The organism is Weizmannia sp. CD-2023, from assembly GCF_036225245.1.
GTDB classification, from domain to species: domain Bacteria; phylum Bacillota; class Bacilli; order Bacillales; family Bacillaceae_C; genus Weizmannia; species Weizmannia faecalis.
Genome location: NZ_JARTJQ010000070.1, coordinates 1 through 25,926, shown reverse-complemented (window position 1 = coordinate 25,926; position 25,926 = coordinate 1). Strand labels below are relative to the sequence as shown.

General features: G+C 48.9%; 32 protein-coding genes. 7 read left to right on the top strand and 25 right to left on the bottom strand.

Translation table 11 applies throughout. The features are described from left to right. Positions 1 to 16: 16 nt before the first annotated feature. From resB to P9687_RS09815, 8 genes are all read right to left on the bottom strand, one after another. Complete coding sequence (gene resB, locus P9687_RS09850) at positions 17 to 1,657, bottom strand: cytochrome c biogenesis protein ResB (protein ID WP_035184667.1); 1,641 nt, start codon at positions 1,655 to 1,657, stop codon at positions 17 to 19. A gap of 15 nt (positions 1,658 to 1,672) precedes the next feature. Next, on the bottom strand, positions 1,673 to 2,212 hold the full coding sequence (gene resA / locus P9687_RS09845; protein WP_035184665.1) for a thiol-disulfide oxidoreductase ResA: 540 nt from the start codon (positions 2,210 to 2,212) through the stop codon (positions 1,673 to 1,675). A gap of 117 nt (positions 2,213 to 2,329) precedes the next feature. Continuing rightward, on the bottom strand, positions 2,330 to 3,067 hold the full coding sequence (locus P9687_RS09840) for a pseudouridine synthase (protein ID WP_035184663.1): 738 nt from the start codon (positions 3,065 to 3,067) through the stop codon (positions 2,330 to 2,332). 131 nt (positions 3,068 to 3,198) lie between these two features. Then, the gene (locus P9687_RS09835) at positions 3,199 to 3,732 is read right to left on the bottom strand and encodes a spore maturation protein (protein WP_019720473.1); all 534 of its coding nucleotides are present in this window, start codon (positions 3,730 to 3,732) and stop codon (positions 3,199 to 3,201) included. Next, the gene (locus tag P9687_RS09830; RefSeq protein ID WP_013859547.1) at positions 3,732 to 4,322 is read right to left on the bottom strand and encodes a nucleoside recognition domain-containing protein; all 591 of its coding nucleotides are present in this window, start codon (positions 4,320 to 4,322) and stop codon (positions 3,732 to 3,734) included. Before P9687_RS09830 ends, P9687_RS09835 begins: the two co-directional genes overlap by 1 nt. Then, positions 4,315 to 5,595 (bottom strand): D-alanyl-D-alanine carboxypeptidase family protein, encoded by a 1,281-nt coding sequence (locus P9687_RS09825; protein WP_080666377.1) that lies wholly within the window; start codon positions 5,593 to 5,595, stop codon positions 4,315 to 4,317. Before P9687_RS09825 ends, P9687_RS09830 begins: the two co-directional genes overlap by 8 nt. After that, positions 5,561 to 6,163, bottom strand: a complete 603-nt coding sequence (gene scpB, locus P9687_RS09820) for an SMC-Scp complex subunit ScpB (RefSeq protein WP_014098117.1) — start codon at positions 6,161 to 6,163, stop codon at positions 5,561 to 5,563. The genes P9687_RS09825 and scpB overlap by 35 nt, the downstream gene beginning before the upstream one ends. 1 nt (position 6,164) lies before the next feature. Continuing rightward, positions 6,165 to 6,908, bottom strand: a complete 744-nt coding sequence (locus P9687_RS09815; protein WP_017550482.1) for a segregation/condensation protein A — start codon at positions 6,906 to 6,908, stop codon at positions 6,165 to 6,167. Between the two features lie 156 nt (positions 6,909 to 7,064). Between P9687_RS09815 and P9687_RS09810 the strand changes: the two genes are divergently transcribed. Continuing rightward, positions 7,065 to 7,157, top strand: a complete 93-nt coding sequence (locus P9687_RS09810) for a YjcZ family sporulation protein (RefSeq protein ID WP_014098115.1) — start codon at positions 7,065 to 7,067, stop codon at positions 7,155 to 7,157. 70 nt (positions 7,158 to 7,227) lie between these two features. On the opposite strand, the gene P9687_RS09805 is transcribed toward P9687_RS09810, so the two are convergent. The 16 genes from P9687_RS09805 to P9687_RS09730 form a co-directional block, all read right to left on the bottom strand. After that, positions 7,228 to 7,587, bottom strand: a complete 360-nt coding sequence (locus P9687_RS09805) for a GNAT family N-acetyltransferase (protein WP_014098114.1) — start codon at positions 7,585 to 7,587, stop codon at positions 7,228 to 7,230. A 148-nt stretch (positions 7,588 to 7,735) separates the two neighbouring features. Beyond that, positions 7,736 to 9,052, bottom strand: coding sequence for a diaminopimelate decarboxylase (gene lysA / locus P9687_RS09800; RefSeq protein ID WP_035184659.1), 1,317 nt, complete (start codon positions 9,050 to 9,052; stop codon positions 7,736 to 7,738). A 142-nt stretch (positions 9,053 to 9,194) separates the two neighbouring features. Further along, entirely contained in the window at positions 9,195 to 10,673 is a 1,479-nt protein-coding gene (locus P9687_RS09795) for a spore germination protein (protein WP_014098112.1), read from the bottom strand. Next, positions 10,666 to 11,238, bottom strand: coding sequence for a stage V sporulation protein AE (locus tag P9687_RS09790; RefSeq protein WP_014098111.1), 573 nt, complete (start codon positions 11,236 to 11,238; stop codon positions 10,666 to 10,668). Before P9687_RS09790 ends, P9687_RS09795 begins: the two co-directional genes overlap by 8 nt. Positions 11,239 to 11,254: 16 nt before the next feature. After that, positions 11,255 to 11,680, bottom strand: a complete 426-nt coding sequence (locus tag P9687_RS09785) for a stage V sporulation protein AB (protein ID WP_014098110.1) — start codon at positions 11,678 to 11,680, stop codon at positions 11,255 to 11,257. Beyond that, positions 11,667 to 12,287, bottom strand: a complete 621-nt coding sequence (locus P9687_RS09780; protein ID WP_014098109.1) for a stage V sporulation protein AA — start codon at positions 12,285 to 12,287, stop codon at positions 11,667 to 11,669. The genes P9687_RS09785 and P9687_RS09780 overlap by 14 nt, the downstream gene beginning before the upstream one ends. 205 nt (positions 12,288 to 12,492) lie before the next feature. Next, on the bottom strand, positions 12,493 to 13,251 hold the full coding sequence (gene sigF, locus P9687_RS09775) for an RNA polymerase sporulation sigma factor SigF (RefSeq protein WP_014098108.1): 759 nt from the start codon (positions 13,249 to 13,251) through the stop codon (positions 12,493 to 12,495). Between the two features lie 12 nt (positions 13,252 to 13,263). Then, positions 13,264 to 13,707 (bottom strand): anti-sigma F factor, encoded by a 444-nt coding sequence (gene spoIIAB, locus P9687_RS09770; protein WP_014098107.1) that lies wholly within the window; start codon positions 13,705 to 13,707, stop codon positions 13,264 to 13,266. After that, positions 13,708 to 14,058, bottom strand: a complete 351-nt coding sequence (spoIIAA, locus tag P9687_RS09765; protein ID WP_014098106.1) for an anti-sigma F factor antagonist — start codon at positions 14,056 to 14,058, stop codon at positions 13,708 to 13,710. Between the two features lie 111 nt (positions 14,059 to 14,169). Continuing rightward, positions 14,170 to 15,333, bottom strand: a complete 1,164-nt coding sequence (locus tag P9687_RS09760) for a D-alanyl-D-alanine carboxypeptidase family protein (protein WP_014098105.1) — start codon at positions 15,331 to 15,333, stop codon at positions 14,170 to 14,172. 276 nt (positions 15,334 to 15,609) lie between these two features. Next, entirely contained in the window at positions 15,610 to 16,503 is an 894-nt protein-coding gene (gene xerD, locus P9687_RS09755; protein WP_014098104.1) for a site-specific tyrosine recombinase XerD, read from the bottom strand. Positions 16,504 to 16,508: 5 nt separating this feature from the next. Further along, complete coding sequence (locus P9687_RS09750; RefSeq protein WP_013859564.1) at positions 16,509 to 16,727, bottom strand: YqzK family protein; 219 nt, start codon at positions 16,725 to 16,727, stop codon at positions 16,509 to 16,511. Between the two features lie 140 nt (positions 16,728 to 16,867). Next, complete coding sequence (gene fur / locus P9687_RS09745) at positions 16,868 to 17,344, bottom strand: ferric iron uptake transcriptional regulator (RefSeq protein ID WP_013859565.1); 477 nt, start codon at positions 17,342 to 17,344, stop codon at positions 16,868 to 16,870. 109 nt (positions 17,345 to 17,453) lie between these two features. Further along, a complete protein-coding gene (gene spoIIM, locus P9687_RS09740) occupies positions 17,454 to 18,098 on the bottom strand; it encodes a stage II sporulation protein M (protein WP_035188054.1) in 645 nt (214 codons plus the stop codon). A gap of 93 nt (positions 18,099 to 18,191) precedes the next feature. Continuing rightward, positions 18,192 to 19,367 carry an endonuclease Q family protein gene (locus tag P9687_RS09735; RefSeq protein WP_014098102.1) on the bottom strand — a complete coding sequence of 392 codons (1,176 nt, stop codon included), beginning with the start codon at positions 19,365 to 19,367 and terminating at the stop codon, positions 18,192 to 18,194. Further along, positions 19,364 to 19,918 (bottom strand): NUDIX hydrolase, encoded by a 555-nt coding sequence (locus P9687_RS09730; RefSeq protein WP_014098101.1) that lies wholly within the window; start codon positions 19,916 to 19,918, stop codon positions 19,364 to 19,366. Before P9687_RS09730 ends, P9687_RS09735 begins: the two co-directional genes overlap by 4 nt. A gap of 85 nt (positions 19,919 to 20,003) precedes the next feature. On the opposite strand from P9687_RS09730, the gene mciZ reads away from it, so the two are divergent. Together mciZ and P9687_RS09720 are read left to right on the top strand one after the other, a co-directional pair. Continuing rightward, positions 20,004 to 20,135 (top strand): Z-ring formation inhibitor MciZ, encoded by a 132-nt coding sequence (gene mciZ / locus P9687_RS09725; RefSeq protein WP_014098100.1) that lies wholly within the window; start codon positions 20,004 to 20,006, stop codon positions 20,133 to 20,135. A gap of 69 nt (positions 20,136 to 20,204) precedes the next feature. Next, the gene (locus tag P9687_RS09720; RefSeq protein WP_014098099.1) at positions 20,205 to 21,116 is read left to right on the top strand and encodes an aldo/keto reductase; all 912 of its coding nucleotides are present in this window, start codon (positions 20,205 to 20,207) and stop codon (positions 21,114 to 21,116) included. Between the two features lie 206 nt (positions 21,117 to 21,322). Here the strand turns inward: P9687_RS09720 and P9687_RS09715 are convergent, their stop codons facing one another. Continuing rightward, complete coding sequence (locus P9687_RS09715; protein WP_026104517.1) at positions 21,323 to 21,571, bottom strand: YqkE family protein; 249 nt, start codon at positions 21,569 to 21,571, stop codon at positions 21,323 to 21,325. Positions 21,572 to 21,900: 329 nt separating this feature from the next. Here P9687_RS09715 and P9687_RS09710 point away from each other — a divergent pair, with 329 nt between their 5' ends. The 4 genes from P9687_RS09710 to P9687_RS09695 form a co-directional block, all read left to right on the top strand. Next, positions 21,901 to 22,551, top strand: coding sequence for a 5-bromo-4-chloroindolyl phosphate hydrolysis family protein (locus P9687_RS09710; protein ID WP_014098097.1), 651 nt, complete (start codon positions 21,901 to 21,903; stop codon positions 22,549 to 22,551). Next, on the top strand, positions 22,548 to 23,756 hold the full coding sequence (locus P9687_RS09705; RefSeq protein ID WP_061565209.1) for a toxic anion resistance protein: 1,209 nt from the start codon (positions 22,548 to 22,550) through the stop codon (positions 23,754 to 23,756). Before P9687_RS09710 ends, P9687_RS09705 begins: the two co-directional genes overlap by 4 nt. Before the next feature lie 198 nt (positions 23,757 to 23,954). Further along, positions 23,955 to 24,878 carry an alpha/beta hydrolase gene (locus P9687_RS09700; protein WP_046720761.1) on the top strand — a complete coding sequence of 308 codons (924 nt, stop codon included), beginning with the start codon at positions 23,955 to 23,957 and terminating at the stop codon, positions 24,876 to 24,878. A gap of 74 nt (positions 24,879 to 24,952) precedes the next feature. Next, the coding region (locus P9687_RS09695; RefSeq protein WP_328228891.1) for a LysM peptidoglycan-binding domain-containing protein at positions 24,953 to 25,926 on the top strand (974 nt) is incomplete at its 3' end.

The window sequence follows — 25,926 nt, the reverse complement described above, 5'->3', positions numbered from 1 at the left end:
GATTGCTCCTGTCTGTTTAAGCCGTATGGGCCTGTTGCGGATTCTTCCGTTCTTTTCTGTCAACAAGCGCCGGCATGCCGGATGCGCTGAGCACCCATTCCAGCTCCCTTTTTAGCCCGTACCAGTTTTTATTTGTATGGGCTGCCAAAAGCACGGCGCCTTTCTCCCGCTTCAGCCAGAAACGGCGGTGATTCCAGTACGCGCCCTGAATGACCCCGATCATAAAGATCGCGCCCCCAACGGCCAGTACCCAGAGCGTCTCGTCTTTTCTTACGGCCAAAGCAGAAACATTCCGCGTTTCAAGCCCGGCAAAAGCCAGCTTGTAGTCATTTTTTCCGAGCGGTTCCACAGTCTGACGGATGGCAACAAAGCTTTTTTCCCCTTTCGGATGCTCCGGCGAAATTAAGCTAAAAAGAAAAGCAGGATTGTTTGGAATATACGAATCCGTTTGCGGCTCCCCGTTTTTGGCAAACCCTGTAAACGAAGGATAGTAGCCGAGCAGCTTGACTTTATAGCCGTTTCCGAGCGGGTACTCCGCCTTTGGATGGTACAGGTCAATTTTAAGTTTGCCGTATATTTTTTTATTCGACTTCTTCTCAAAAGCAAAAGACATCGCCTGGAATTCATCCAGCTTGTAATCCATTTGATACACGGCGTAATGTCCGAATTTCAAAGGCTTATTGACCTGGATGCGGTAGAATTTCACTTTTTTAAGCGGGGCGTCTTCCCCTAAAACGCGCTTTTTCCCCTGCTTGTAAAGCACGGCATCCGTCTCGAAATTTTTCGCAACATTGCCGACCCTATTCAGTGCCGATTCAAAATTTTGATTGTCTTTTTTGCTGTAAACTTGCAGCTTGAATTGCTTGTTCAGGAGCACATACTGCCCGTTTGTGCCGGGGAGCACCGCTTTTTCTCCTTCCCTCACCCAGACCAGTTCATCGACATACATGCCGGGAACAAAGCGGAGCATAGAGCCGCAAAGAAAGATGATCAATCCGATATGGTTGACGTACGGCCCCCAGCGGGAAAACCGATTTTTCTCGGCAAATAAGTTCCCGCCTTCTTCGCGGATTTTATAATGTTTCGCTTCAAGCCGGTGTTTGACCTGTGCATAAGCGGCGTCATCGATGGCCCCTTCCTTTTTCACGTACAGGCGCTGCCGCTTCAGAAACCCTTCATGGCGCGCTGCTTTCTGGTTTGAGAGGGCGCGGCGCAGCGGGATAAAGCGGTCAAGGCTGCAAATGACGAGCGAAACGCCGATCAGGGCGATGAAAAGCAGATACCACCAGGAATTGTACAGGTTATCAAATCCGAGCGTATACCAGAGCTTGCCGAACCAGCCGTACTGATTCTCGTAATACTCGGACGGGTCGACATTGGAAGGGATATAGTCGGCCTGGGGCAGCACAGTGCCGAGTGCTGACGCAATTAACGTCAGGACAATCAGCCAGACACCGGTTTTTACGGACGAAAAAAAATTCCAGATTTTATCCACCGGCGTTTTTTTATACACTTGCGACCTGCGCGCGCTTCCTTCATACCGCATATCATGGAGGACTGCCGCCTCCGCTTCTGCTGTCAGCGCTTTCCCGCACGACTCGCACAAAACGGTCCCGGGAGGATTCACATGTCCGCACTCACATTTTATATCCTTCATTGTCTCTCTCCTCGGTTATGGTTTGATCATATCCATCATGTCCTGAATGTCTTTTTTGGAGAGGTTTTGGTTTCCAATGATCACTTTTTTGACTTTCCCGTCCGGCCCGATCAAAAAGGTTGTCGGAAGGGGGTCGATGTGATACGCATGCTGGACATCACCGTTTTTATCAATCAGCACCGGGAACGTAAGCCCGTACTGTTTCACGAATTCGTCCACAAGAAAGCGCGTATTTTTTACGTGGACGGCAAGAATTTCCACGCCTTTTGGTTTATAGGACGAATAGAGTTCATTCATATAAGGCATTTCTTTCTTGCACGGCTCGCACCATGTCCCCCAAAAATTCAAAAGGACACCTTTCCCTTTATAATCAGATAACCGGTACGTTTTCCCATTCAAATCTTTCAGGATAAAATCAGGGGCCTTATCCCCCGCTGCAAGCGCTCCCCGCGACTCCTTCGTCGCATTTGCATACAGTGTGTAACCGACAGCCAATACCAAAACAGCGAGAATCGCGGCGCGGAAAATGAGACGTTTCTGTTTCGTTTGTGACATTGCTCCTCCCCCTGTCCAAAAGTGTCACACAACTCTCATACATTATAACATTTTTCTGTCCTTTTTCGCTGTTTTTTGAAGTTTTTGTGAACAAAATAAGCCCCTTAACTTGCGCTTTTATTTACGGGAGGCGCCGCCGTTTTCGGCAAGGGATCTTAACGTCTTGACTTCGTGCGGGGTGAGCTCCCTTTTTTCGCCCGCGTTTAATCCTTTTAATGTCAGCATGCCGTATGCTTCGCGCCGCAGTTTTTCAACCGGGTAGCCGAGATGTTCGAACATGCGCCTCACTTGCCTGTTTCTGCCTTCATGGATCGTAAGCTGGACGATCGCTTTCTTTTTTCGTTTGTCCATGGACAACAGTTTTGCCCTGGCAGGCGCAGTCATGCCGTCCTTTAGCCGGATCCCTTTTTCCAGCTGCTTTAATTCCTGCCTGGATGGAATGCCGGAAATCCTTGCAATATACGTTTTGTCGATTTCAAAACGCGGATGCATCAGAAGGTTTGCAAATTCACCGTCATTGGTGACTACTAAAAGGCCCGACGTGTCGTAGTCGAGCCGGCCGACCGGATAAACCCTTGCACCCGCATCGCGGAAATAATCGCTTACCGTTTTTCTCCCTTTGTCATCGCTGACAGTGGAAATCACCCTTCTTGGTTTATAAAAAAGGTAATATACTTTTTCTTCACGCTCAAGCGGAATGCCTTCCACTTCAATTTTATCCGACTGGGATACTTTTGTCCCCAGCGTTCTGACTGTCTCCCCGTTCACTTTTACTTTCCCTTCCAGTATCAGCTGTTCCGCTTTTCTCCGGGATGTGACACCGGCCTGTGCGATCACTTTTTGCAAACGTTCCATCCGTTACACCTCAATCTGTTTTGCTTAAACTATCCTTTAAGCATTATGGCATAACGTAAATAAAATGCAAAGCCGGACGAGCGAAACAAGCACCCTGAAATGACGGAGAAACCGTTTTTTCTTTTACCGCGTCAGAATAACAACAGCACCATGAAAATCGCAATCATAATCCCGAACAGATCGGCGAGCAGCCCGACTTTTAAGGCGTCCCCCATTTTCCGGATGCCGACTGCCCCGAAATAAACGGTTACAACATAAAGGGTGGTATCCGTGCTGCCCTGGATGACGGATGCCATTCTCCCGATGAGCGAGTCCGGCCCGTATGTTTTGATCAGATCCGCCATCAGGGCAAGAGCGGCATTGCCGGAAACCGGCCGGATCAAAGCAAGCGGCACGACTTCAGATGGGATACCGAGCAAATGCAGGGCCGGTTTTAAAAATCCGACAAAAAAATCGAGCGCCCCTGAGGCCCTGAAAATTGTGATCGAGACAAGCATGCCAACTAAAAAAGGAATGATGGAAAAGGCAATTTTAATGCCTTCTTTGCCGCCTTCCACAAATGTTTCGTAAGCCGGCACTTTTTTCCATGCGCTGTAAAGCAGGATAAATCCGACCATTGCCGGAATCAGCCAAATTGAAATCAGTGAGATCCATTTCAAAAACATCACTTCCTCCGTTTCGTCCGCCGGTGGTAAAAATAGCGGTCAATGCAAATGGCGGCAATGGTCGTTGCAAAAGTGGCGATGCAGGTCGGCGCCACAATCTCGGTCGGATGCGCGGAACCTGCATTCAGGCGGATGGCAATCACCGTTGCCGGAATAAGTGTGAGCCCGGATGTGTTTAAAGCAAGGAACGTGATCATTGAACGGCTTGCTTCCGGTTTCCTTCCGTTCAGTTCGTGCAGCTGCTCCATCGCTTTAATGCCGAGCGGAGTGGCGGCATTTCCGAGCCCAAACATATTGGCAATCATATTGGAGAGGATGTAGCCGAGTGCCGGATGGTTGTCCGGCACATCCGGAAACAATTTTTTTATCACCGGCCGGAACAGGCGGGAAAGTTTCGAAAGGAGGCCTGAAACTTCCGCAATCTTCATCATCCCGAGCCAGAAAACAAGAACGCTGATCAGGCCGATGCTGATCGAGACCGCATCGCGCGCGGATGTAAAAATCGCCTCGTTCACCGCCTGCATCTTGCCATTTACCGCCGCAAAAACGAGCCCGATCACGGCCATGCCGATCCAAATATAATTAACCATTGTTTTTCAGCCCCAATTGGATCCAAAATGTCTCTTTGAACTGTTCAAGCCATGTTTCTTTCTCTTTAACCGGCGTTTTCTGATAATAAATAGGCGTGCTCGCGATCACCTTTTCGTTTAAATAAACAATCGCCCTTCCGACGGTCTCCGGCACTTTTTCCGGGTCTTTCCACGAATTTTCAGGCTTTTTGATCCGGTATTCGACTTTTACGGCGTCTTCTTCTCCGGCTTTAAGCGGGTAGGTGATATCCCGTTTCACATAAACATGCTGTTTCAAATATTTCGTGCGGACGGCGGCAACCGGCCCCTCTTCCACAATCCGTTTCCTGTCATACTGGCTGAAGCCGTACTCATACATCGCAATATGGTCATCCCAGTCATCCGAATCGTTCAGGGTAACGGCGATGAGATTTTCGCCGCCTTTTGCCGCCGTTGTCACAAGTGTCCGTCTGGCCGCTTTCGTATAACCGGTTTTCCCGCCCGTACAGTACCGGTACTTTTCAGTCAGCAGCCGGTTTTTGTTCCGCCAGCCTTTGTAAAATTTCGTGCCGGTAATTTTCCGGAACTCTTTATTTTGCATCGCGTATTTCATTAACAGCGCCATATCGTAAGCGGTCGAATAATGGCGGCCACCCGGGTCTTCAAGGCCGTTCGGGTTAGCAAAATGGGTGTCATGCATGCCGATCTCCTTCGCTTTTTCGTTCATCATAAAAACAAAGCCTTCTATGCTGCCCCCGACATTTTCGGCAATGACATTGGCGGCGTCATTTCCCGACCGGAGCATGAGCCCGTAAACAAGATCCTTCATTTTCCATTTGTCTCCCGGTTTCAAATACAATGATGACCCCTCGGTACGTACGGCGCGGTTCGAAACGACAGCCTCCTTGTCCATTTTTCCCGATTCAATGGCCACTAGCGCCGTCATGATTTTCGTAATCGAGGCAATGCTTCTCGGTTCATATGCATCTTTTTCGTACAAAATCCGCCCTGTATCCTGGTCCATTAATATCGCGCTTTTTGCCTGCACAGACGGCGTATCAGCAGCAGCCGCTCCGGGCGGAAGGGCCGAAAAAACAAGCACTGCAAGCGCCGCATATAGGAAGTACCGTTTCATAAAGAAGCTCCTTTTTTCAGCTTTTCCAAACCGCGTTTTGTACAAGTTTATGCACGGAACAGGAAGAAATAACCGGAATATGTGTGAGACGAAAAAAGCCTGCACCAATTTGGGCAAGCTTTCTTCACGGCGAAAATCCGTTTTCGCCTTTTTCTTCATGGAATTTTTCAAAAAACAGATCTGCTTCTTCCTGCGAAAATTCGTCTTCCGGCTGTTCGGGAAACGGCGGCAGTTCTTTTAAACTTTTCAGCCCGAAATGGTCAAGAAATTCTTTGGTCGTACCGTAAAGGATTGCCCGCCCGGCGCCTTCCTGCCTGCCGACTTCCTGGATGAGCCCTTTTGCCATCAGCGTCTGCAGCGGCCTTTCTGTTTTCACACCGCGGATTTCTTCGATTTCAATTCTTGTAATCGGCTGTTTATAGGAGATGATCGCCAGTGTTTCAAGTGCCGCCTGCGATAATGTATTCGTATTCGGGGATTCGACCAGTTTTTTTAAATACGGCGCATGCTCTTTTTTGGTTGCCAACTGGTACGTGCCGGCCAGTTCAATGAGCGTAATGCCGCGATCCGGGTCGTTTTCATATTGTTCTTTTAAACGCTTTAAAATTTCAACTGCTTCAAACTCTTCAATTTCCATTACATGGGAAATTTGCTTCAGGGAAAGCCCCTCGTCCCCTGCAACAAACAACAGGCTTTCGAGGATGCCTTTCCAATGGACGATTTCCATATCAATCCCCCTCTTTCCTTACAACGGTAATGTCACCGAAATTTTCTTCCTGTACCGCCATAATTTGATGGCGCTTAATCAGTTCCAGGACAGCCAAAAAAGTTACGACAATTTGTTCTTTATCGTGAAAAGAGAATAAGTCGTAAAATTGGACGCTTCCCGGCGCCGTTTCCAGCTGTTTTAAAATTTCATCCATTCTTTCTTCGATCGAGATTTCCTGCCGTGTGATTTTGGTAAACAGCGGTTTTTGCAATTTTTTTCTGCGCAAAAGTTTATTTAACGCGCCGATCATATCATAGATCGTCACATTGGCGCCGATTTTTCTTCCATCTGCGTCCGACGCATACGCCGACAAATCGCTCGGCGGCTTGGTGAAGATTTCGCTGCGGCCGGCTTCAAGGCGTTTGAACGTGCTGGCTGCTTCCTTGTATTTTTTGTATTCGAGGAGGCGCTCGACAAGTTGTTCGCGCGGGTCTTCTTCCACCGTATAATCTTCATCCGGTTCATCTGGCTCCTGTTTTGGCAAAAGCATTTTGCTTTTGATCGCCAAAAGCGTGGCCGCCATCACAAGATATTCGCTTGCGACGTCCAGTTCAAGCTCTTTCATTGTATGGATGTAGTCCAAATACTGCTCGGTAATTTCAGCAACCGGAATATCGTAAATGTCGATTTCAAGCTGGTGGATCAGATGCAAAAGCAGATCGAGCGGTCCTTCAAACGCGCCGATTTTCACCTTATATTCCATAAAATTGTACACCGTTCCTTTTTCAAAGCGTCAAAATAAGTATAGCCTGAAACGTATGTATCTCCAATCAAAAGCGCGCAGATGGGCAGGAGTCCATACACGTTCCGGCGCGCCTACATAGTATACCATGTAATGACTGTTGAGGGAGGGGTTATCATGGCTGACGGTTTTGGCTGGGGCAGCGGATTTGCGTTAATTGTCGTGCTTTTTATTTTGTTGATCATTGTCGGCAGTGCGTATATCTGGTAACCGTAAAAAGGGCCTCCGGCATCATGCCGGCAGGTCCTTTTTGCCGTATCCGAAATAAAAGAAGACCCGGTCAGGACAGGTCTTCTTTTTCAGCACACTTATGGAAGAAGTCAACAATGTATTTATTCGGAACCACTTCTTTTCCTTCATACATTTGTTTTAAAGCCTTGACCATGCTTTTCCCGATTCCTTGGTCGCGATAAGACGGATTGACGGAAATATGCTGGATTTCCACTTTGTCCCCATCCAGTACAACCCCGATCAGGCCAACAATGTCATCATCCTCTTTCCATAAAAAAAGCTGCCACTTGTCTTCTGTTTCGTACAATTGCTTTGTTTGCTGCAGCTTTTTCAAATCTTTTTCATCTGGCATAAAGGACAACAGGCCCATTGCAATCTTATCGAAAGATTTTTTATACCGAATTAACATACTGAATCCCTCGTAATCATCCAATTTAATTCAAACGCTTTACTTATTAGTATATTCCTATTTCAGAGAAAGTAAACAAGGCACGTACAATATTTTCCAAAAGCAAGTCCGGAAAACAAGTGCCATCCGCTTTTCCGCCCCGGATTTGTCAAGAAAGCGGCACGCGCAGACGGAGATCATTGCGGATCAGGTCTTCGTACGTCTCCCGCTTTACGACAAGCTCATCTTTGCCGTTTTCGACAAACACAACCGGCGGGCGTGGGATCCGGTTATAGTTATTTGCCATCGAATAACCGTAAGCGCCAGTGCAAAATACGGCCAAAAGGTCATCGCTGCCTGTCTTCGGCAGCGGCAGATCCCAAATCAGCATATCCCCCGACTCGCAGCATTTCCCGGCAACGGATACGGTCTCTTCGCACTTATCAAGCGGACGGTTGGCCAGCACTGCTTCATATTTTGCGTCATAAAGTGCCGGGCGGATATTGTCGCTCATCCCCCCGTCAACCGCAATATATTTTCTGACATGCGGCACTTCCTTGCGGGACCCGACCGAATAAAGCGTCGTCCCGGCTTCGCCGACAAGCGAGCGGCCCGGTTCGATCCAGATCTCGGGAACCGGCAGGCGGCGGGAACCGGCCTGTTTCTTCACTTCTTTGACGATTTCTTCTACATAATAAGCAGGCGGAAGCGGATGGTCTTCTTCCGTATAGCGGATGCCGAAACCACCGCCAAGGTTAAGCACTTCCGGAAAATAACCGTACCTGGCATGCCACTCGTCCAGTTTATCCATAATTTTCTGCACAGCCAGGACAAAGCCGGCTGTTTCAAAAATTTGCGATCCGATATGGCAATGCACCCCGAGCAATTTTATCCAGCCGGATGAAAGCACCTGCTTCAGCGCCGCCTCCGCCTGCCCGTTTTGCAAGTCAAAACCGAATTTTGAATCTTCCTGGCCCGTTAAAATATAATCATGCGTATGGGCTTCAATGCCCGGTGTGACCCTTAAGAGCGCGGAAACTTTGCGGCCTTTTTCAGCGCACAAGTTTTCCAGCATGTCAAGCTCGTAAAAATTATCGGCAACGATGCAGCCGATTCCGGCATCAAGCGCCATTTCCAATTCTTCCCGGCTTTTATTGTTGCCGTGGAAATGAATGTGTTCAACAGGAAACCCGGCAGCAAGGGCAGTATACAGTTCCCCGCCTGAAACAACATCCAAAGACAGCCCCTCTTCATCTGCAAGCTGGATCATGGCAATGGCGGAAAAAGCCTTGCTGGCATAAGCAACCTGGGATTTGACGCCGAGTTTCCGGAATGTTTCCTTGAACGCTCTGGCCCTTTGCCGTATTAAAGCAACGTCATATACATAAAGAGGCGTTCCGTAACGGGCAGCGAGGCTTACCGTGTCAACACCGCCGATTTCGAGATGCCCCTTTCCATTTACCTTTACCGACCCGTTATGCTTCATGTTTTCAACCCCACCTAATATTCCGCCAATCGGGAGAGAAGCCTTCCCGGCATAAACCGGGGTAGGCTTCCCTCCCTTTCCTAGAGCTTTTGCGTTAATTTTCTACTAACTTTAACATAAAAACAGGCTTTCTGCAATAGTTTCAAGCTTCAGGCGGCTGGCGGAAGCGATCGACCGGGTGGACAATGCTCGGGCGGTACTTGGAGCCCGGAACCGGCCTTCTGAACAGGATTTGGAAAAATGCCTGCGGGTTAAACGGGATAAACGGCCAGAAATACGGCGTGTTCAACGGCCGGATGGACACGAGGAACAGCAGAAAAACGGTGCTGCCGATCACAAAGCCTTTGACTTTAAAAATTGCTACGATAATCAGTAAAATCATTCTCACAAGTTTATTCGCCACGCTCAGCTCATAACTTGGTGTGACAAAAGTGCCAATCGCCGCGGCGGATACATACAAAATGACTTCCGAAACAAACAGCCCGGCTTCAACCGCAATCTGCCCGACCAAAACGGCCGCAATCAAGCCCATGGCGGTGGCGAGCGGCGTCGGCGTATGGATGGCGGCAACCCGCATAAACTCAATGCCTAAATCGGCGATAAGAAGCTGAAGGACAAGCGGGACATGCGACTGCTTATTCGGCCCAATGTAATCCAGTTGCTCCGGCAAAAGCGACGGTTCCACCGCCACTAAATACCAAAGCGGCAGGAGAAAAAGAGAAACGGCAATCCCGAAAAACCGCACCCAGCGGATAAACGTGCCGACAGCTGCAGCCTGGCGGTATTCTTCGGCGTGCTGCATATGGTGAAAAACCGTTGTCGGCATAATCATCACGCTTGGTGAAGTGTCCACCAATACAAGCACATGCCCCTCCAGCAAATGGGTGGCCGCGACGTCCGCCCGTTCCGTATAGCGGATCAGCGGGAAAGGATTATAATTTTGTTTCAAAATAAATTCTTCTACCGTTTTATCTGCCATCGTAATTCCGTCAATATCAATCGCCTTCAGTTCTTTTCTGACCGTTTCGATGACTTCGGGATCTGCCACGCCTTCAATATAAGCAATCGATACATCCGTTTTCGAGCGTTCGCCAACTTTCATCATTTCAAAGCGCAGCCGCTCATCGCGGATCCGCCGCCGCGTCAAGGCCGTATTGATAACAATATTTTCAACATAACCGTCACGCGCCCCACGGACGACTTTTTCCGTATCCGGTTCCATCGGCGTCCTTCCCGGATAACTGCGAACATCGATAATAAATGCTTCTTGTTTTCCTTCGACATAAATGGCGATCAGCCCGGACAGCACTTCATCGACCATTTCATCATAGGTTTTGACTTTTTCGACCTGCATATGGACGATGTAATTTTCAACAAGCTCATGCACTTTCCCGGAAGAAAATTTGCCGTTATTTAATCTCAGCAGTTCTCTCATAATTTGGATAATCGAAATCGTTTCCGTGAGCCCGTTGACATAGTACAGCTGGATTTCTGTATCAAGGACCTGGATTTTTCTGACACCAATATCATAACTGATGCCAAGTCCGACTTTATTTTTAAAAAATGCTTCCACTTCTGCCGGATTGGATGAAATCAGCCTTTTCCTGCCTGTTTCAGCCATGCTTGAACCCGCTCCTTTCCAAGATCAGTCGTACCGCTTTTTCTGTGATCGGGGCGCCGATATGATAATCGTCTTTTTTCGACATTTTGCCGACATCCCCGATGCCGACAATAATGGGCACGTCCAGCCGGTCAAGACTGTAAACCGTGTCCCCGTTGATTTTTTTCAAATCCATTTCCGGAATGCCGAATTTGTCCACCCCGTACGGCGTGATTTCACCGGTATTGTCAATGCACACATCCACCCTTGACCATTCGGCCTGATGGGTTTTCGATGCGACCGCAATCACGCCGAGCACTTCGATGCGCGGATGCCCGGCCACAAAAGTGAGCGCCTCTTCGCCGGGTCCCGGGCCGATCACCCCTGAATCATCGAACATGGCAAAAACAGGGTCTCCGGCCGCCTTGAGGATCAGGTCCGCGATCTGCTCCCCACAAAGCCGGGTTGGATTTCCGTATGATTGTGAAATACAGCGCCCGCCCATTTTTTTCGCGACGCATTCGATTGCTTTTTTCGCATACTCATCCCCGTCCGTGACAAGGATCACCCGCCGTTTTTCCCCCATGCCGGTTGTTCCTTTCTTAATGATTTACATAATAAAGCCATTGAAATAAAGCGCCAGCCACCTTCCCGAGCACGATCGCCATCAATGCGCCGGCAAGACGCCCGTCCATTCCAATTCTTTTGGAAAAAATTGGGATGACATTGACCACTTCTGTGAGCGCCGCAGCAAGCATGCCGACAAACAGGCCGCAAAACAACCCGACAGGCGCCGCAACGATTGCTGAAAGCCGGCCGCCTGCGTCACCAAGCCCCCACCATGTCCCGGACAGCACCCCGAATACAACTGCCCATTCGTATGATTGGATGAACCGTTCTGTCCTGGACAGCTGGACAAGCCGCGGCACAATGCCAAGCACCGTTAAAAAAGCCACATACCCGCAGCCGACCACAAGCCCGCCGCCGAGCCCGCAAAACACGGTGAAGATTTGCTTAAGGATGGTCAAAATGTTTCATGTTCTCCTTATTCTCATTCAACAGGATATAATGGTCGATGTCCTGCTGATAGTTGAAAATTTCAACTTCAAGCGGGCTCGGTTCTTCATTAAATTTCTTTTTAAATGCATGGTTAAAAAAAATTACCATACCCGCCCCGAGGCCGAGCGAATAGGGAATTTGAAACATAAGCGGCGTATTGTCGCGGATGCCTGTAATCAGATAATAAATTTTTTCCTGGGCAGCCCGCATGCCGACATCTTCGTGAAAATTGATAATCCCAAGCGCAGAGCCTAAAAAAAGCAAAATCCAAATCAATATAAAAAACAAAAGCGGCAGGTACCTCTTTTTTGCGGCTACTTCCACAATCGTTGCCGCCGGACCGACCGGAGACACGGCAGCGTCCGGAATCTTTTTCTTGATACAGGAAATAATTTTCATCATATCAATGACAACGGTGTTCCCGTCGGCCTTGGAAATGGTTTGGACGGGGGTGTCCAAAAGGGTTTCCTGTATACCGGACGGCGCGTGAATCTGGGCAATATGGGATAATCTTACAGTAAAGCCCGGATTGACGCGAATACGGTGGCGGAGCCGCAAATAAATCGTTTCATCCACTGCCTTCACCCCCTGCTTTCATACGTTGTGTTTGTAGTATGTGATATTGGAAGATTTTCATGCACCAGTTTCATGCTGTATGTATCGTATGATCAGGCGATTCGCCGGACTTTTGCACGCTTCCTGTACTTTTTTCCATTGCCGGATGATTTTCGGCTTCTGTTGGACGCCACATCCGGGAATAAAAAAGCAAAAAAGCGCACGTTTACAACTCCATGCGCTCTTTCATTACTTCAAGTATTTTCTTTTCAAGCCGTGAAACCTGCACTTGCGAAATGCCAAGCCGTTCGGCCACTTCGGACTGTGTCTGGTCTTTGTAATAGCGGAGGTACACAATCAGCCTTTCGCGCTCCTCAAGCCCTCTGATCGCTTCCTGGAGGGCAATCTGGTCAAACCACTTTTGGTCGTTCTGGTCTGAAATCTGGTCGAGAAGCGTGATCGGGTCGCCATCGTTTTCATATACCGTCTCATGGATCGATGACGGGGCTTTGCCTGCCTCCTGCGCCATGACGACTTCCTCGACCGGCATCCCGAGTTCTGATGCGATTTCGTGCACGGTCGGCGATCTCCCCAGCTTTTTCGTTAACTCATCGCGGGTTTTGCGGATCCGGTTGCCCGTTTCTTTCAAAGAACGGCTTACTTTCACCGTTCCGTCGTCGCGCAAAAACCGCTGGATTTCCCCGATGATCATGGGGACTGCATAGGTGGAAAATTTGACGTCATACGAAAGATCAAATTTATCGACCGATTTTAACAGCCCGATACAGCCGATTTGAAATAAGTCATCCGGTTCATATCCGCGATTCAAAAAGCGCTGGACAACCGACCAGACAAGGCGCATATTTTTTTCAACAATCAGGTCGCGTGCCCCCTGGTCCCCTTCCTGGCTGCGCCTGATCAGGTTTTTCACTTCCTCATCTTTTAACCGGGTTTTCTTTTCTGCCTTTTTCAGTTCTGCATCCATCGGCACGACTCCTTAATTGCATAAGGCGTTTTTCAAGGCCAAATGCTTTTTTAGACGAATGATGGTGCCTGATTCTGGCTGCGACTTGATTTCTACATCGTCCATAAAGTTTTCCATGATCGTAAAGCCCATTCCGGATCTTTCCAGGTCAGGCTTTGTTGTAAATAGCGGCTGCCTGGCTTCTTCAATATCCGCTATGCCTTTTCCTTCATCGCGGACGGTAATTTCAACCGTGCCGTCGTCATAAATGGCAGCCGATACATAAACCATTCCGTCCGGGTTTTCTTCATATCCGTGAATAATCGCGTTTGTTACCGCTTCGGATACGACCGTTTTGATTTCGGTCAATTCATCAAGCGTCGGGTCAAGCTGGGCAACAAAAGCGGCAACCGCCACGCGGGCGAAAGATTCATTCCGGCTGAGCGCGGAAAACTGCAATTGCATTTTATTTTTCATTCAGGCAACCCCCAATCTGTGCAGCGCGTATTGTTCCGATTCATCAAGGCGGATGATTTTAAAGAGGCCGGACAGTTCAAACAGCCTTTTTACGGCCGGAGAAATGGCGCAGACGATCATTTCCCCGTTTTTCTGCTTGATCTGTTTGTATCTTCCCAATATCACACCTAAACCGGAGCTATCCATAAAGGAAAGCTGCTCCAGATTTAATACAAGATGGCGGATGCCGTTTTCTTCAATTGCTTTTGTCACACTTGCACGCAAACTTTCAGCCGTATGATGGTCCAATTCCCCCTGCAGCCGGATGCACAGGACATCTTTTTTCACTTCCAGGTCAATTGCCAGACTCACAATTAAAGCCTCCTTCGCTGTTAATAGTGAGTCATTTCGACCTTGCTTCCCGTTTTTCCTTCCGGGAGACAAAAGAAGCTTTAAAAAAACAGAAACCAAGCGGATTCGACATCAATCTTTCTGGACAAACATGCCCGCTGCACGTTTAAACAGCTGCCACCAGCCTGCACGTTTCACCGTTTTGTCGGCAACAAGCGTTGTTTTTGAAAGCACCTTTCCGTCTTGGCTGATAGTCAGTGTTCCAATTTCATCGCCTTTTTGGACAGGGGCCTGCACATTTTTTTTGAGCTTCACGGTTTTTTTCAAATTTGACAATTTGACACCTTTTTTCGTCAGCACCGATACCGGTTCGCTCGTCACCGCCCGGACATGCCGCATGCTCCCTTTTGACACTTTGACCTGGTCAAGCGCCGCGCCTTTTTTGTACAGCGGGTGGGAGGTATACTGGCTGAACGCATAGTCAAGCATTTTTGAAACCTGGGCGTTCCGCACTTTTGTTGATGGCGCCCCGAAAACGACGGCGATCACACGCATGCCGTTTTTCTTTGCCGTTGCGGTCAGGCAGAATTTTGCTTCATTTGTAAAGCCGGTTTTCAGGCCGTCAACGCCGGGATAATGGCGGACCAGTTTATTGGTATTGACGAGCCAGAACTTTTTATCGGAGCCTTCCCTTAAGTAATCTTCATATTTGCCGGTGAAATGGGTAATGCCGTGATGTTTCAGCAATTGCTTCGCCATGATGGCCATGTCATAAGCTGAACTGTAGTGACCTTTGACAGGGAGCCCGGTCACATTTTCAAAATGGGTGTTTTTCAAACCGAGCGCTTTTGCCCGCTCATTCATTTTGTCGACAAAAGCTTCTTCGCTTCCGCCAATTCTTTCCGCCATCGCAACGGCCGCGTCATTTGCCGAACCGATCGCAATCCCTTTCAGCATTTGTTCCACCGTCATTTCTTCGCCGGGCTCGAGAAAAATTTGCGATCCGCCCATGGATGCCGCATACTCACTCGTCCGTACTTTTTCATCCATTTTGATTTCGCCTTTGTCGAGCGCTTCCATAATTAAAAGCATGGTCATGATTTTCGTCATGGAAGCAGGCGGCAATTCTTCATGGCTGTTCTTGCTGTACAGCACTTCGCCCGTGGCCTGTTCAATTAAAATGGCGGATTTCGCTTCCGGCGCCAGTTCATTTTTCTTTTCAGCTGCGAACGCTTCAGGCACAAGGACGCCGGCTGCAAGCATGAAGCAGGTAACCAAACCAATGATTTTCTTCATGATGACCCTCCAACTTGTAAAATCATAAAACGTGAAAACAAAACCTCCGTACACGATGGGAGATATGCATAAAATCATTTTTTCCAGTTGCGCCATTTTTATACTGGATAAATTCCCTTTCTTCTAATCCGCGGGATGCCGGCTGCCAGACAAATAAAAAACGCACGGTTTTTACGCCGTGCGCCTTAAAAATCTGTTTTTAGTTTTGTCCTTATAATTCCCGGAAACAGGGTGCTGCCAAACCCGGCTCGCCCGGAAAAAAGCATGCGGCCGGGTTTAAGCCCTTGGATGGAATTTCGCATAAACATCCTTTAACCTCGTTTTGGAAACATGGGTGTAAATTTGCGTTGTGGAAATGTCGGCATGGCCGAGCATTTCCTGGACCGCCCGCAAGTCTGCCCCGTTTTCAATCAGATGAGTGGCAAATGAATGCCTCAGTGTGTGCGGGGTAATGTCTTTCTCAATATTGGCTTTTTTCGCAAGCGCCTTTAATATTTTCCAAAAGCCTTGCCGTGAGAGACGGGCGCCGTGATGGTTCAAAAACAGGGCATCCGTTCTATTCGTTTTTGAAACCAGTTTGGGCCGCCCTTCTTTTAAATACCGTTCAAGCGCAGCCGACGCCGTGCGACCGATCGGGATAATCCTTTCCTTGTCCCCTTTTCCGATACATTTAATAAATCCCATTGATAAATGCAGATCATCAAGATTAAGGCCGGTCATCTCACTGACGCGCATGCCGGTCGCATACAACAGTTCAAGCATCGCACCATCCCGCATATGAAGAGGGGTATCCCCTTTTGGCGCAGCAAGGAGCGCTTCCACTTCCTGAACGCTCAGCACTTTCGGAAGCGTCCGCTCAGGCTTCGGGGTTTCAATATGGACAGTCGGATCCTGGCCCGCAAATTTTTCCCGCAACAAAAACTGATGAAAAGACCGGATGGAGGCGACATGCCTGGCAATCGTCTTCGAGGACTTTCCCTGCTGTTTTAAAAAGTTCAGAAAGTGGAGGATGTGAAACCGCGTCACTTCATTCCAGGATGTAACAAGCTCCACTTTTTGCAGGTAGCGGAGATAACTGTGCAGATCGCGTTTATAGGACGCGATCGTATTTTCAGCAAGCCCTTTTTCAACGATCATAAAATGCATGAAATCTTTGATTTGATCTTCCATTCCAATTACTCCCCATCCATATAAAAGAGCAGCAGCCGTTCTGCCCAGGCAGGCTTATGGTCCCCGGCACTCACCTTTACAGCCGCGCCTTTTGGTTTTTCATAACGGTGGTAGCTTTCATATTCCTGATTCACCCAAAGCAGGGCAAAGTAGAACAACAATGTGCAGCATAAAAATAAAATGAAGACTTTAAGCGCATGAAGCAAAAGTTTCAGCCACGGCATATCCCGCCCGCCTTTCTGTATCGCTTTACATACAAGCTATGACAGACTTCCGCCGTTTTATACATCCTTTTATGTAAAAATTCAACCGGCTGAAAATGCGGTGTTATAACAAAAACCTTTTCGTCTTGCGAAAAGGCCGGTTATTTTTCGTTTTTTCCGTTTTCGTTTCCCTTTTCTTTTTGCTGGCACCGGTAACAAATCCCGTGAAATGTCAGGCGATGGTCTTTGATAATAAAATTCCAGCGGCTTTCCACAACTTTTTCGACATTTTCCAGTAAATCTTCCTGAATTTCGTCCACCGCGCCGCATTCAATGCAGACAAGATGATGGTGAAAATGTGCGGCGCCTTCCTGCCTCAAATCATAACGGTACACCCCGTCGCCGAAATTGATTTTGTCCACCACTTTCAGTTCGGACAGCAGTTCCAGCGTGCGATAAACGGTGGCCAGACCGATTTCAGGGGATTTTTCTTTCACAAGGAGGTATACATCTTCCGCACTTAAATGGTCTGTTTCATGTTCCAGCAAAACGCGCACGGTTGCTTCCCGTTGCGGCGTCAGTTTGTAGCTGGCCGAATGCAATTGCTTCTTAATTCTATCAATACGAGCTTCTTCCATGATTCCTCCCCCTTGCCGCTGTCTCTGATATTATAGCAGATTAAGGGGAATAGTCAAAATGAAATGATTATAAACAGTTAAAAACAACATTTATTATTTAAGAATGATTTTAATGGATCATCTTCATCACGGCCTGCATCAGCTGCGGAGAAAGATAAGCCTCGATGCAGGCGGCCGCGAGAGATGCGATGAAAACAGCGAGAAGCGCCGTGCAATACCTTAAAAACAATTGAAAAAAAGCAAAGTGGGCAGCCTGTTTCATAAAAATTTTCCGGATCAGGTTCAAGGAAAACATGACAGCCATCACCGAGGTGAAAATAAACAAAGGAATGATCAGCAAATTTTGCGGAAGAACGGTTACAAACGAAAGCAAAAAACCGCCCCATTTCATCTGGTTGACAAGAAAACCGATCGAAAACCCGACGACAAGCCCCTTTAAAAATAAGAGAACAAGAATGAGCGGCAGGCCGATGATCGAAATACCGAGCAGCCAGATGAGGCCGAGAAATTTCAAATTGTGCAGGAAACTTGAACGGAACAGGTCCTCAGGCGCGGCGAGTTTGCCGGTTGAGACTTGTCCGAAAAATTGCTTTAAGTAAAAAAACAAGTCTTCTTTCTGTGCGATCGACAGGCTGTTGACGATGACGGCGCCAAAAATGACGCCCATCAGGAACAACGCGATGACAAATGCATAAATAGAGGAGTTTTCCCGGATATGGCGGCTGACAGGATTTTGCAGGGCAACTTGCTTCATGAGCGGTGTCCCCTCCTTCAAAAGATTGGCACTTGCTATTAATCTATGAAAGGACATAGCCGCTTATGAAAAAAGTCCAAAACCGGAGCGAAACTATTCCGGCTTTGGATTTTTTACCTTGCCATATTTTCCGCCCCCGCCGGCCTCAAACGCCAATCCCCCGGAACGCTGTTTCAAGATCAGTTCCGAAAGCGGCGGTTTTACAACGCTTTTCAGGGCGGATTCGGGCGCCCGGTGCAAAATATTCATCTCCGTCCCGAAATGGTCCAGCAGCTTGCCCATCGTTTTCGGGCCGAGCCCCGGCAAAAAATCAAGCGGCACCTGGTGGATGTAGGGTGGCCGGGCAGGATGCGTTTTTGCGTCTGTCAGCTCTTCTATTCTTTCCGAGACACCTTTTGTTTTCAGGCGCGACCCGCAATGCGGGCATGGGCCGTTTGAAACAGGGTTCCGGCATTTGGCGCAAGTCGTTGTATAATATTTCCCAAGTTTCGGGTTTAAGCCGTAATTGGCGGCAATCCGGTTTTCCCCTTCGCCGCGCAAAGCTTTTAACAGCCCTGTAAACCCCGGCGTTTCCAGCATCAATTTTTGGTATTCCCTTGCCATTTTGCCGAGGGAATGGGCGTCTGAATTGGTCACGAACGGATAGCGGTGCAGCTCACTGATGTTATCAGCCATGGTGGTATCAGAACTTAATCCCAATTCCACAGCATCTATCAGATCCGGGTCCAGCACTTCTGTTAGCGACCGTTCCACACCTTTTCCATAAAGGCTCTTAAAGGGGGTAAATACATGGGCGGGAATAAACAGCCCGGAGAGTTCTTTCGTTTTTTCCTGCACTTTCCGGGCCTCTGCGCGGACCCGCTGTGTGCTTAAATGCGGATTGGACACGCGCCCGCCATACCATGCGGAAAACTTGCCGAGTGTGTCCATATCCGGAAAATAGCTGAGCAGATGGACCGGCCCACGGCAGTTTTCATCATACACTTCCATTTCAATCCCGGGAATCAGCGTGACTTCCCCCTGGTAGAGGAGGCCGCCTTCATCAAGCTGCACCAGTTCACCGGCTGCAAGAAGCGCCTTCATCTCTTCCCTGACTTCCGGGACATGGCAGTCGATCACCCCGACGAGATCGAGCCCTTTCGGCTGTTTGGCCGCCTTTAATATATTTTCAAGCGTCAGGCTTTTTGCCCCCGTAATTTTGACGGGCCGCCCCGTTTTTGTGCGCCCGATGTGGATGTGTAAATCTGCAAAGTACGGATTGACACTCATTTTCGCGCCTCTTCAAGCATCCAGTGCTGGAGGGCAACCAATGTTTTGGCGTCGCATATTTTCCCCGACCGGATCATTTCCCTGACTTCATCCATGCCCAGTTCCAAAATATCGACAAATTCATCATCATCGCCCGCTTTTGGATTGGAAAGTTTTTCAAGGCCGGTTCCGGCATAAAGATGGATATATTCATCCGCAAAGCCCGGTGAAGTATAAAAAGCGGTTACCGGTTCTAATTTCGCGCAGGCATAACCGGTTTCTTCCTCCAGTTCGCGTTTTGCCGCTTCAAGCGGGTCTTCCCCCGGCTCGAGCTTTCCCGCCGGAATTTCAATGAGCGCGCGTTCAGCCGCTTTCCGGTATTGTTCCACCATCACCACTTTATGCTCATTTGTAACCGCAAGCACACAGACGGCGCCGGGGTGCTTGATGACCTCGCGTTTCGACGTTTTTCCGTCCGGCAGTTCAACCTCCAAGACTTGCACGTGCAAAATTTTGCCGTTGAAAATTTCTTCCGTCTTCAATGTTTTCTCTTCGTATTTATATTTATGCATGTTACCCGGCTCCTTTTGTTCTTCACCTGAAACTAACACATATATTTTACCATAAAAAACAGACTGTTCCGGGAGGGAAAGCTTGATGATCATCATCGTCCATCCGAAAGGCATCCTCATGAAGGGAAAAGCATGGGAAATTCGCGACCGGCTGAAAACATACTGTAAAAAATACGAAACGGTCGCCGAATGGGTTGCAAAAACAACTTCCTCATAAGGGGGCTGTCTCCATATTTGTATTTTTTCCTGCCCCTTCTATACAATAAAAAAAAGGAGGCAGAAAAACATGGAAAAAAACCGGTTGGGAAATTCAGATTTATATGTTTCAAAGCTCGGGCTCGGCTGCATGTCGCTCGGTACGGATCCGAAAAAAGCACGGATCATCATTGAATCCGCACTTGAAGCAGGCATCAACTATTTTGACACGGCCGATCTTTATGACCACGGGGTGAATGAAAAACTGGTCGCAGAAGCGCTTAAAACTGTGCGCGATGAAGTCGTCATTGCCACAAAAGCCGGAAACCGCTGGAATGAAGACGGCAAAACGTGGCGCTGGGATGCTTCCAAAGCTTACATAAAAGAAGCGGCAAAACAAAGCCTGAAACGACTCGGCACGGACTATATCGATTTGTACCAGCTGCACGGCGGCACGATTGAAGACCCGATAGACGAAACGATCGAAGCGTTTGAGGAATTAAAGGCAGAAGGCATCATCCGCGCTTACGGCATTTCTTCCATCCGCCCGAACGTGATCCGCGAATATGTGAAAAAGTCATCCATCGCAAGCGTCATGATGCAGTACAGCCTGCTTGACCGGCGGCCGGAAGAGGCCATCACGACGCTTTTGGGCGAAAACGGCATCAGCATTGTCGCAAGAGGCCCGGTCGCAAAAGGGATTTTAAGCGGTCTGCCGGAAAAGATTCCGGCAGACGGTTATCTTGGTACCCGTTATGAAGAAATCGCCGCCCTTCTTGAGAAAATCAAAAATACGCTTTTAACCGGCGGGCGGACGATGCTTGAACTTGCACTTCAATATGATCTCGCCTGCCCTCCAGTTGCCGCCGTGGTTGCCGGCGCCAGTTCCCCGGACCAGGTGCGCGCCAATGCAAAAGCCGTAAACGCTGCGCCACTTACACCGGAGGAGCACCGGCTTCTGCGCGAGCTCACCAAACAAAACCGATACGAAGCGCATCGGTAATCTGTTTTCAGCAAAGAATGCACCGCGTTCTTTGCTTTTTTGTTTATTTTTTTACCTTGTTCCAACAGCCCTTTCCCGGTTATGCCGGAAACCATCCCGTTTTCCCCCGTGCAAAGGAAGGATTTAAACGGCAAATGGAAATCAGGGCGTAGTCCATCGTACAGGCAGTTGTGTCAAGACAACTGCCTGTACGATGGCCCCCTTTTTTAGCCTTTATATCGTTTCCAGTCCAAATCGGATTCTTCCAGCAGTTCCGCAAACGATTTGTTCCGCTCGCGCTGCTTCCGTTCTTCTCTTTTTCGTTCTTCTTCCGCCCTCTTTTTTTCTACTTCCACTGCCGCAAGTTCCTGCTTTGCCTGTTTCAATTTTTCGAGCACATCTTTTTGCAGCGCATCCTTCAGCTGCACTTTCTCATCCTGTTTTCCTTTTTGTTGTGCCTGTCTCTTTTTTGCCATTTGCTGCCGTTTGCAAAAAGCCCGCATGCCTCGAGTGCAGCCGGGGGCATCTTACAAACGGCCTTCACCGCCCTTCTTCTATCATCTTTTTTCATTATAATATATTTACCAATGCTTCATCATCCCTCAGGAGGTCCGTTCATGAGCGACCCGGCTCCCAGACTGAAAAATATTTTCCGGAAGCTGCTTTCTCTCTTTAAATCCATGCGCGATCTCTGGTATAGTAGCGTTAAAGAAGAAATTTGCAAGGTTTTCGAATCTTTTCAGGGCTGCTTTTCGTATAAGACGTATGGCCGAATCAACCAAGATCGTGATCAGGGGTGTCGATTATGAAATTTTTTATGGGTACGGTGATTCGCACCGTGATAACCATTTCTAGCGTTATCCTTCTCTTTCTCGTCATTTATTTTTCATCCGGCCATCTGTTCTGGCTGTCGCTTTTGCTTTCGCTTGTCGGCGGCTTTCTGATCAACCGGCTTGTGAAGTGGCAAATGTTGCGGGGTTTTCTGAAAGCGCAGCAGCTAACGCGGAAAGATTATCAATATATCCGGAAAAACCTGAAAGAAGCGGACGAAAAAATCAGGCGATTGCAAAAAACCTTTTTATCCGTTCGTTCCATTAGCACGTTCAAACTTTTTTACGATATGAATAAAGTAATCAGGAAAATACAGGCACTGGTCAAAAGAGAGCCGAAACGTTTCTATCAGGCTGAATCTTTTTATTTTTACCATTTGGATTCCATGACGGAGCTTGCGGAAAAATATGCCCTCCTGCAATCCCAGCCTGTAAAAAACAAAGAAATGGCCGTGCAAATCCGGGAAACGGAAGAAACGTTAAAACAATTGGGACGCGAAACAGAGAAAGATCTGTACCATATGCTGTCAACGGATATGGATGAGCTCGATTACGAACTGGCATACGCCAGGCACACCATCGAACGCAAATCCCCTTCCCGGCATGAAAGGAGTGCAAAAAAATGAACGCAGACAAAGAACTTTGGCAGGAACCAACAGGCGGCGGGCTGGATGATCTGCTTGCCGATCCGTTCGGCACGCGTGACGCCATGCTGCCGGATGAGGGACAGAAAGCGGAGCCTGTCACTGAAACGAAACCATCACGCCTTGTGGACATGCTGCCGGAGGAAAACCGGCAAAAAGCATACGAACTCGCAAAGCAAATTGACCCTTCAAACCACCAGGCCGTCATTTTATATGGCACACAGGCGCAATCGAAGCTGCTAAATTTCTCACATGCCATGCTTGACCAAGTCCAGAAAAAAGATATCGGGGAAATCGGCGATATTTTAAATGATTTGATGAAAAAACTTGAGCAGGTGAATCCCGAAGAACTTGTCCCAGAAAAGAAAAACTTCTTTTCCCGCATGTTCGGCAAAATTTCCAATTCGGTGCAGGAACTGCTTTCAAAATACCAGAAAACAAGCGCGCAGATCGATCGCATCAGCGTGAAGCTCGATCTCTCGAAAAAGACGTTGCTGAAAGATATCCAGCTGCTCGAACAGCTGTATGAAAAAAACAAAGATTATTTCCATGCGCTTAATATTTATATTGCAGCCGGCGAGCTTAAGCTTGAGGAACTGAACACAAAAACGATTCCTGAAATGAGGAAAAAAGCAGAAGCAACCGGCGACCAGATGGCCTTCCAGGAAGTCAACGACATGATCCAGTTTGCCGACCGGCTTGAAAAACGGCTGCACGACTTAAAATTAAGCCGGCAAATCACGATCCAAAGCGCGCCGCAAATCCGACTGATTCAAAACACAAATCAGACGCTGGCTGAAAAAATCCAGTCCTCTATTATGACGGCGATCCCGCTATGGAAAAACCAGATCGCGATTGCCCTGACGCTCATCCGCCAGCGCCATGCGGTCGAAGCGCAAAAACAAGTGTCCAAAACGACCAATGAACTTCTGTTGCGCAATGCCGAAATGCTGAAATCGAACACGATCGAAACGGCGCAGGAAAATGAGCGCGGCCTTGTCGACATTGAAACGTTGAAAAAAACGCAGGAAAGCCTGATTTCAACGCTCGAAGAAACGCTGCGCATCCAGCAGGAAGGAAGAGCCCGGCGGTTCCAGGCCGAACAGGAACTGGCGACGATGGAAAACGAACTGAAACAAAAACTAATGAACTTGAAAGGACCGGGGCCGGATGCCGGGGCGTCCTGACCAAAACGGGCAAAACGGCAACAGACCGGGCCGGCGGACGGAAAGCCTGCTGCCGCTTTCAAACAAAGATCCATCCGGAAAAGCGGCAGGAGCCTGAAAATAAAACCGGCGCAACCGGAAACTTGCGCCGGTTTTTTCTTTCCGCTTATTAAAGCGCATCCGGCATCCTTTTTTACTTCAACATGCGGAGGGATTTTGATGAAAAAATGGTTTTCCCTGCCCGCCACGGCGGCGGCGCTTGCTGCAGGCGGGCTCGGCTTTTACATGTCAGAGCGGGTGATGCATATCCGAAAAAAAGACGACAGCCTCGTCATAAGCCGAGAAGTGGCCGCGAAAAGGCTGGATCTTAAAGCGTACGAATCATTGCCGAAAGAGGAAGTTTTGATTCCGTCCCCATTCGGTTACAAGCTCAAATCGGTTTTTGTGAAACCGTTCCCCGAGTCGAAAAAATGGATGATTTTTTGCCATGGCGTGACGGAAAACAAAATGAATTCCGTTAAATATATGAACCTGTTCCTGAAGCGGGGCTTTAACGCTGTCCTCTACGACCACCGCCGCCACGGGGAATCCGGCGGCAGTACAACGAGCTACGGGTACTATGAAAAGCATGACTTAAAAGCGGTGGTGGATGAACTTCTCAGGCGCGAAGGGGACGGCATCTTTTTCGGGATTCACGGCGAATCAATGGGCGCCGCCACGCTCCTGCTGTATGCCGGCGAGCTTTGCGGCCGCGCCGATTTTTACATCGCCGACTGCCCGTTTTCCTCGTTCCGGGCGCAATTGATCCGGGAATTTACGCGGGAAACGCGGCTGCCCGGAAAATGGTTTTTTCCGCTTGCCGATTTTTTTGTCCGCATCCGCGACGGCTACTCGCTCCGCCGTGTGTCGCCGATTGATGTAGTCGGCCGGATCAAACAGCCGGTCCTCTTTATCCACAGCGCCAAGGACGACTACATTCTGCCCGGGATGACCAAAGCGCTTTATGAAAAGAAAAAAGGGCCGAAACAGCTGTTTATTGCCGAAAACGGCGCCCACGCCCAGTCGCTCAACTTAAACCGCGAACAGTATGAACAGGTGATTGACGAATTTCTTGAAAAAATGGCGGCGTCCCGTAAGCTTTAATGCCATTTTTTGCGAACGTCCGCCCATGTTGCTGAATATGGTATAGGAGCCTATCAAAACAGGGAGTGTCCATGATGGAAATCTATACCGTACAGCAAGGCGATACCCTTTGGCGGATTGCAAACCGCCTCGATGCCGATCTTGCCCAGCTCTTTTTGGCAAACGGGCTAACTGCATCATCCCCGCTCGTCCCCGGCCAGGCGCTTGTCATTCCTGACCGGTTCTTTCAGTACATCGTCCAGGAAGGGGACCAGCTCGGCACAATCGCCGCACGCCTCGGCGTTTTGGCCCAAGCGCTTATAAACGCCAACCAGCTCCGCAATCCCGCCTCGCTTTTTCCGGGGCAGGTGCTTTTTATCCCCTACCGGAACCATACGGTAAAACAGGGTGAAACTTTGTACGGCATTGTCCGTACTTACGGGGCGGACATGGGGGCCATTATGCAGGCGAACCGGCTTCCCGGCACGGCTCTTTCCGCCGGCCAGGTGCTGCGTATACCCGCACCCCGCCGCCCTGTGAAAGAAGTCAATGCCTATACAACCGGGTTCGGCGCTGCGGGCACCGCTGAAGTTTACCAGCTTGGGCCTTATTTTACGTACTTGTCCCCTTTCCGTCATACGTTCCGTGAAGATGGCAGCCTGACGCCGCTCAACGACCGCTCCGTCCTTCAGGCAGCGGAAGCAAACGGTGTCCTTCCGCTTTTAATCCTGGCCAATTTCACCTCGGAAGGATTCAGCTCCGATCTGGCTGCCCGGCTGCTTCGCAATGAAGCATTGCAGGAAACTTTGATCAGCAATCTTCTCGCCACGATACGGCAAAAAGGGTACCGGGGCGTCAATTTTGATTTTGAATATGTGTATCCGGAAGACCGCGACCGTTATACGGCGTTTCTCAGGCGCGTCGCCCGCCGGTTCCGCCCGGAAGGCCTGCTCGTCTCGACTGCGCTTGCGCCGAAAATTTCCGGCACGCAGCCGGGCCTGCTTTACGAAGCCCACGATTACGGCGCACACGGGGCCATCGTTGATTTTGCCATTTTGATGACGTATGA

Bases quoted from the DNA above. Each gene is read 5' to 3' on its own strand.
- resB (WP_035184667.1), bottom strand. From the start codon at position 1,657: ATGAAGGATATAAAATGTGAGTGCGGACATGTGAATCCTCCCGGGACC.
- resA (WP_035184665.1), bottom strand. From the start codon at position 2,212: ATGTCACAAACGAAACAGAAACGTCTCATTTTCCGCGCCGCGATTCTC.
- P9687_RS09840 (WP_035184663.1), bottom strand. From the start codon at position 3,067: ATGGAACGTTTGCAAAAAGTGATCGCACAGGCCGGTGTCACATCCCGG.
- P9687_RS09835 (WP_019720473.1), bottom strand. From the start codon at position 3,732: ATGTTTTTGAAATGGATCTCACTGATTTCAATTTGGCTGATTCCGGCA.
- P9687_RS09830 (WP_013859547.1), bottom strand. From the start codon at position 4,322: ATGGTTAATTATATTTGGATCGGCATGGCCGTGATCGGGCTCGTTTTT.
- P9687_RS09825 (WP_080666377.1), bottom strand. From the start codon at position 5,595: ATGAAGAAAAAGGCGAAAACGGATTTTCGCCGTGAAGAAAGCTTGCCC.
- scpB (WP_014098117.1), bottom strand. From the start codon at position 6,163: ATGGAAATCGTCCATTGGAAAGGCATCCTCGAAAGCCTGTTGTTTGTT.
- P9687_RS09815 (WP_017550482.1), bottom strand. From the start codon at position 6,908: ATGGAATATAAGGTGAAAATCGGCGCGTTTGAAGGACCGCTCGATCTG.
- P9687_RS09810 (WP_014098115.1), top strand. From the start codon at position 7,065: ATGGCTGACGGTTTTGGCTGGGGCAGCGGATTTGCGTTAATTGTCGTG.
- P9687_RS09805 (WP_014098114.1), bottom strand. From the start codon at position 7,587: ATGTTAATTCGGTATAAAAAATCTTTCGATAAGATTGCAATGGGCCTG.
- lysA (WP_035184659.1), bottom strand. From the start codon at position 9,052: ATGAAGCATAACGGGTCGGTAAAGGTAAATGGAAAGGGGCATCTCGAA.
- P9687_RS09795 (WP_014098112.1), bottom strand. From the start codon at position 10,673: ATGGCTGAAACAGGCAGGAAAAGGCTGATTTCATCCAATCCGGCAGAA.
- P9687_RS09790 (WP_014098111.1), bottom strand. From the start codon at position 11,238: ATGGGGGAAAAACGGCGGGTGATCCTTGTCACGGACGGGGATGAGTAT.
- sigF (WP_014098108.1), bottom strand. From the start codon at position 13,251: ATGGATGCAGAACTGAAAAAGGCAGAAAAGAAAACCCGGTTAAAAGAT.
- spoIIAB (WP_014098107.1), bottom strand. From the start codon at position 13,707: ATGAAAAATAAAATGCAATTGCAGTTTTCCGCGCTCAGCCGGAATGAA.
- P9687_RS09760 (WP_014098105.1), bottom strand. From the start codon at position 15,333: ATGAAGAAAATCATTGGTTTGGTTACCTGCTTCATGCTTGCAGCCGGC.
- xerD (WP_014098104.1), bottom strand. From the start codon at position 16,503: ATGGAAGATCAAATCAAAGATTTCATGCATTTTATGATCGTTGAAAAA.
- P9687_RS09750 (WP_013859564.1), bottom strand. From the start codon at position 16,727: ATGCCGTGGCTGAAACTTTTGCTTCATGCGCTTAAAGTCTTCATTTTA.
- fur (WP_013859565.1), bottom strand. From the start codon at position 17,344: ATGGAAGAAGCTCGTATTGATAGAATTAAGAAGCAATTGCATTCGGCC.
- spoIIM (WP_035188054.1), bottom strand. From the start codon at position 18,098: ATGAAGCAAGTTGCCCTGCAAAATCCTGTCAGCCGCCATATCCGGGAA.
- P9687_RS09735 (WP_014098102.1), bottom strand. From the start codon at position 19,367: ATGAGTGTCAATCCGTACTTTGCAGATTTACACATCCACATCGGGCGC.
- P9687_RS09730 (WP_014098101.1), bottom strand. From the start codon at position 19,918: ATGCATAAATATAAATACGAAGAGAAAACATTGAAGACGGAAGAAATT.
- mciZ (WP_014098100.1), top strand. From the start codon at position 20,004: ATGATCATCATCGTCCATCCGAAAGGCATCCTCATGAAGGGAAAAGCA.
- P9687_RS09720 (WP_014098099.1), top strand. From the start codon at position 20,205: ATGGAAAAAAACCGGTTGGGAAATTCAGATTTATATGTTTCAAAGCTC.
- P9687_RS09715 (WP_026104517.1), bottom strand. From the start codon at position 21,571: ATGGCAAAAAAGAGACAGGCACAACAAAAAGGAAAACAGGATGAGAAA.
- P9687_RS09710 (WP_014098097.1), top strand. From the start codon at position 21,901: ATGAAATTTTTTATGGGTACGGTGATTCGCACCGTGATAACCATTTCT.
- P9687_RS09705 (WP_061565209.1), top strand. From the start codon at position 22,548: ATGAACGCAGACAAAGAACTTTGGCAGGAACCAACAGGCGGCGGGCTG.
- P9687_RS09700 (WP_046720761.1), top strand. From the start codon at position 23,955: ATGAAAAAATGGTTTTCCCTGCCCGCCACGGCGGCGGCGCTTGCTGCA.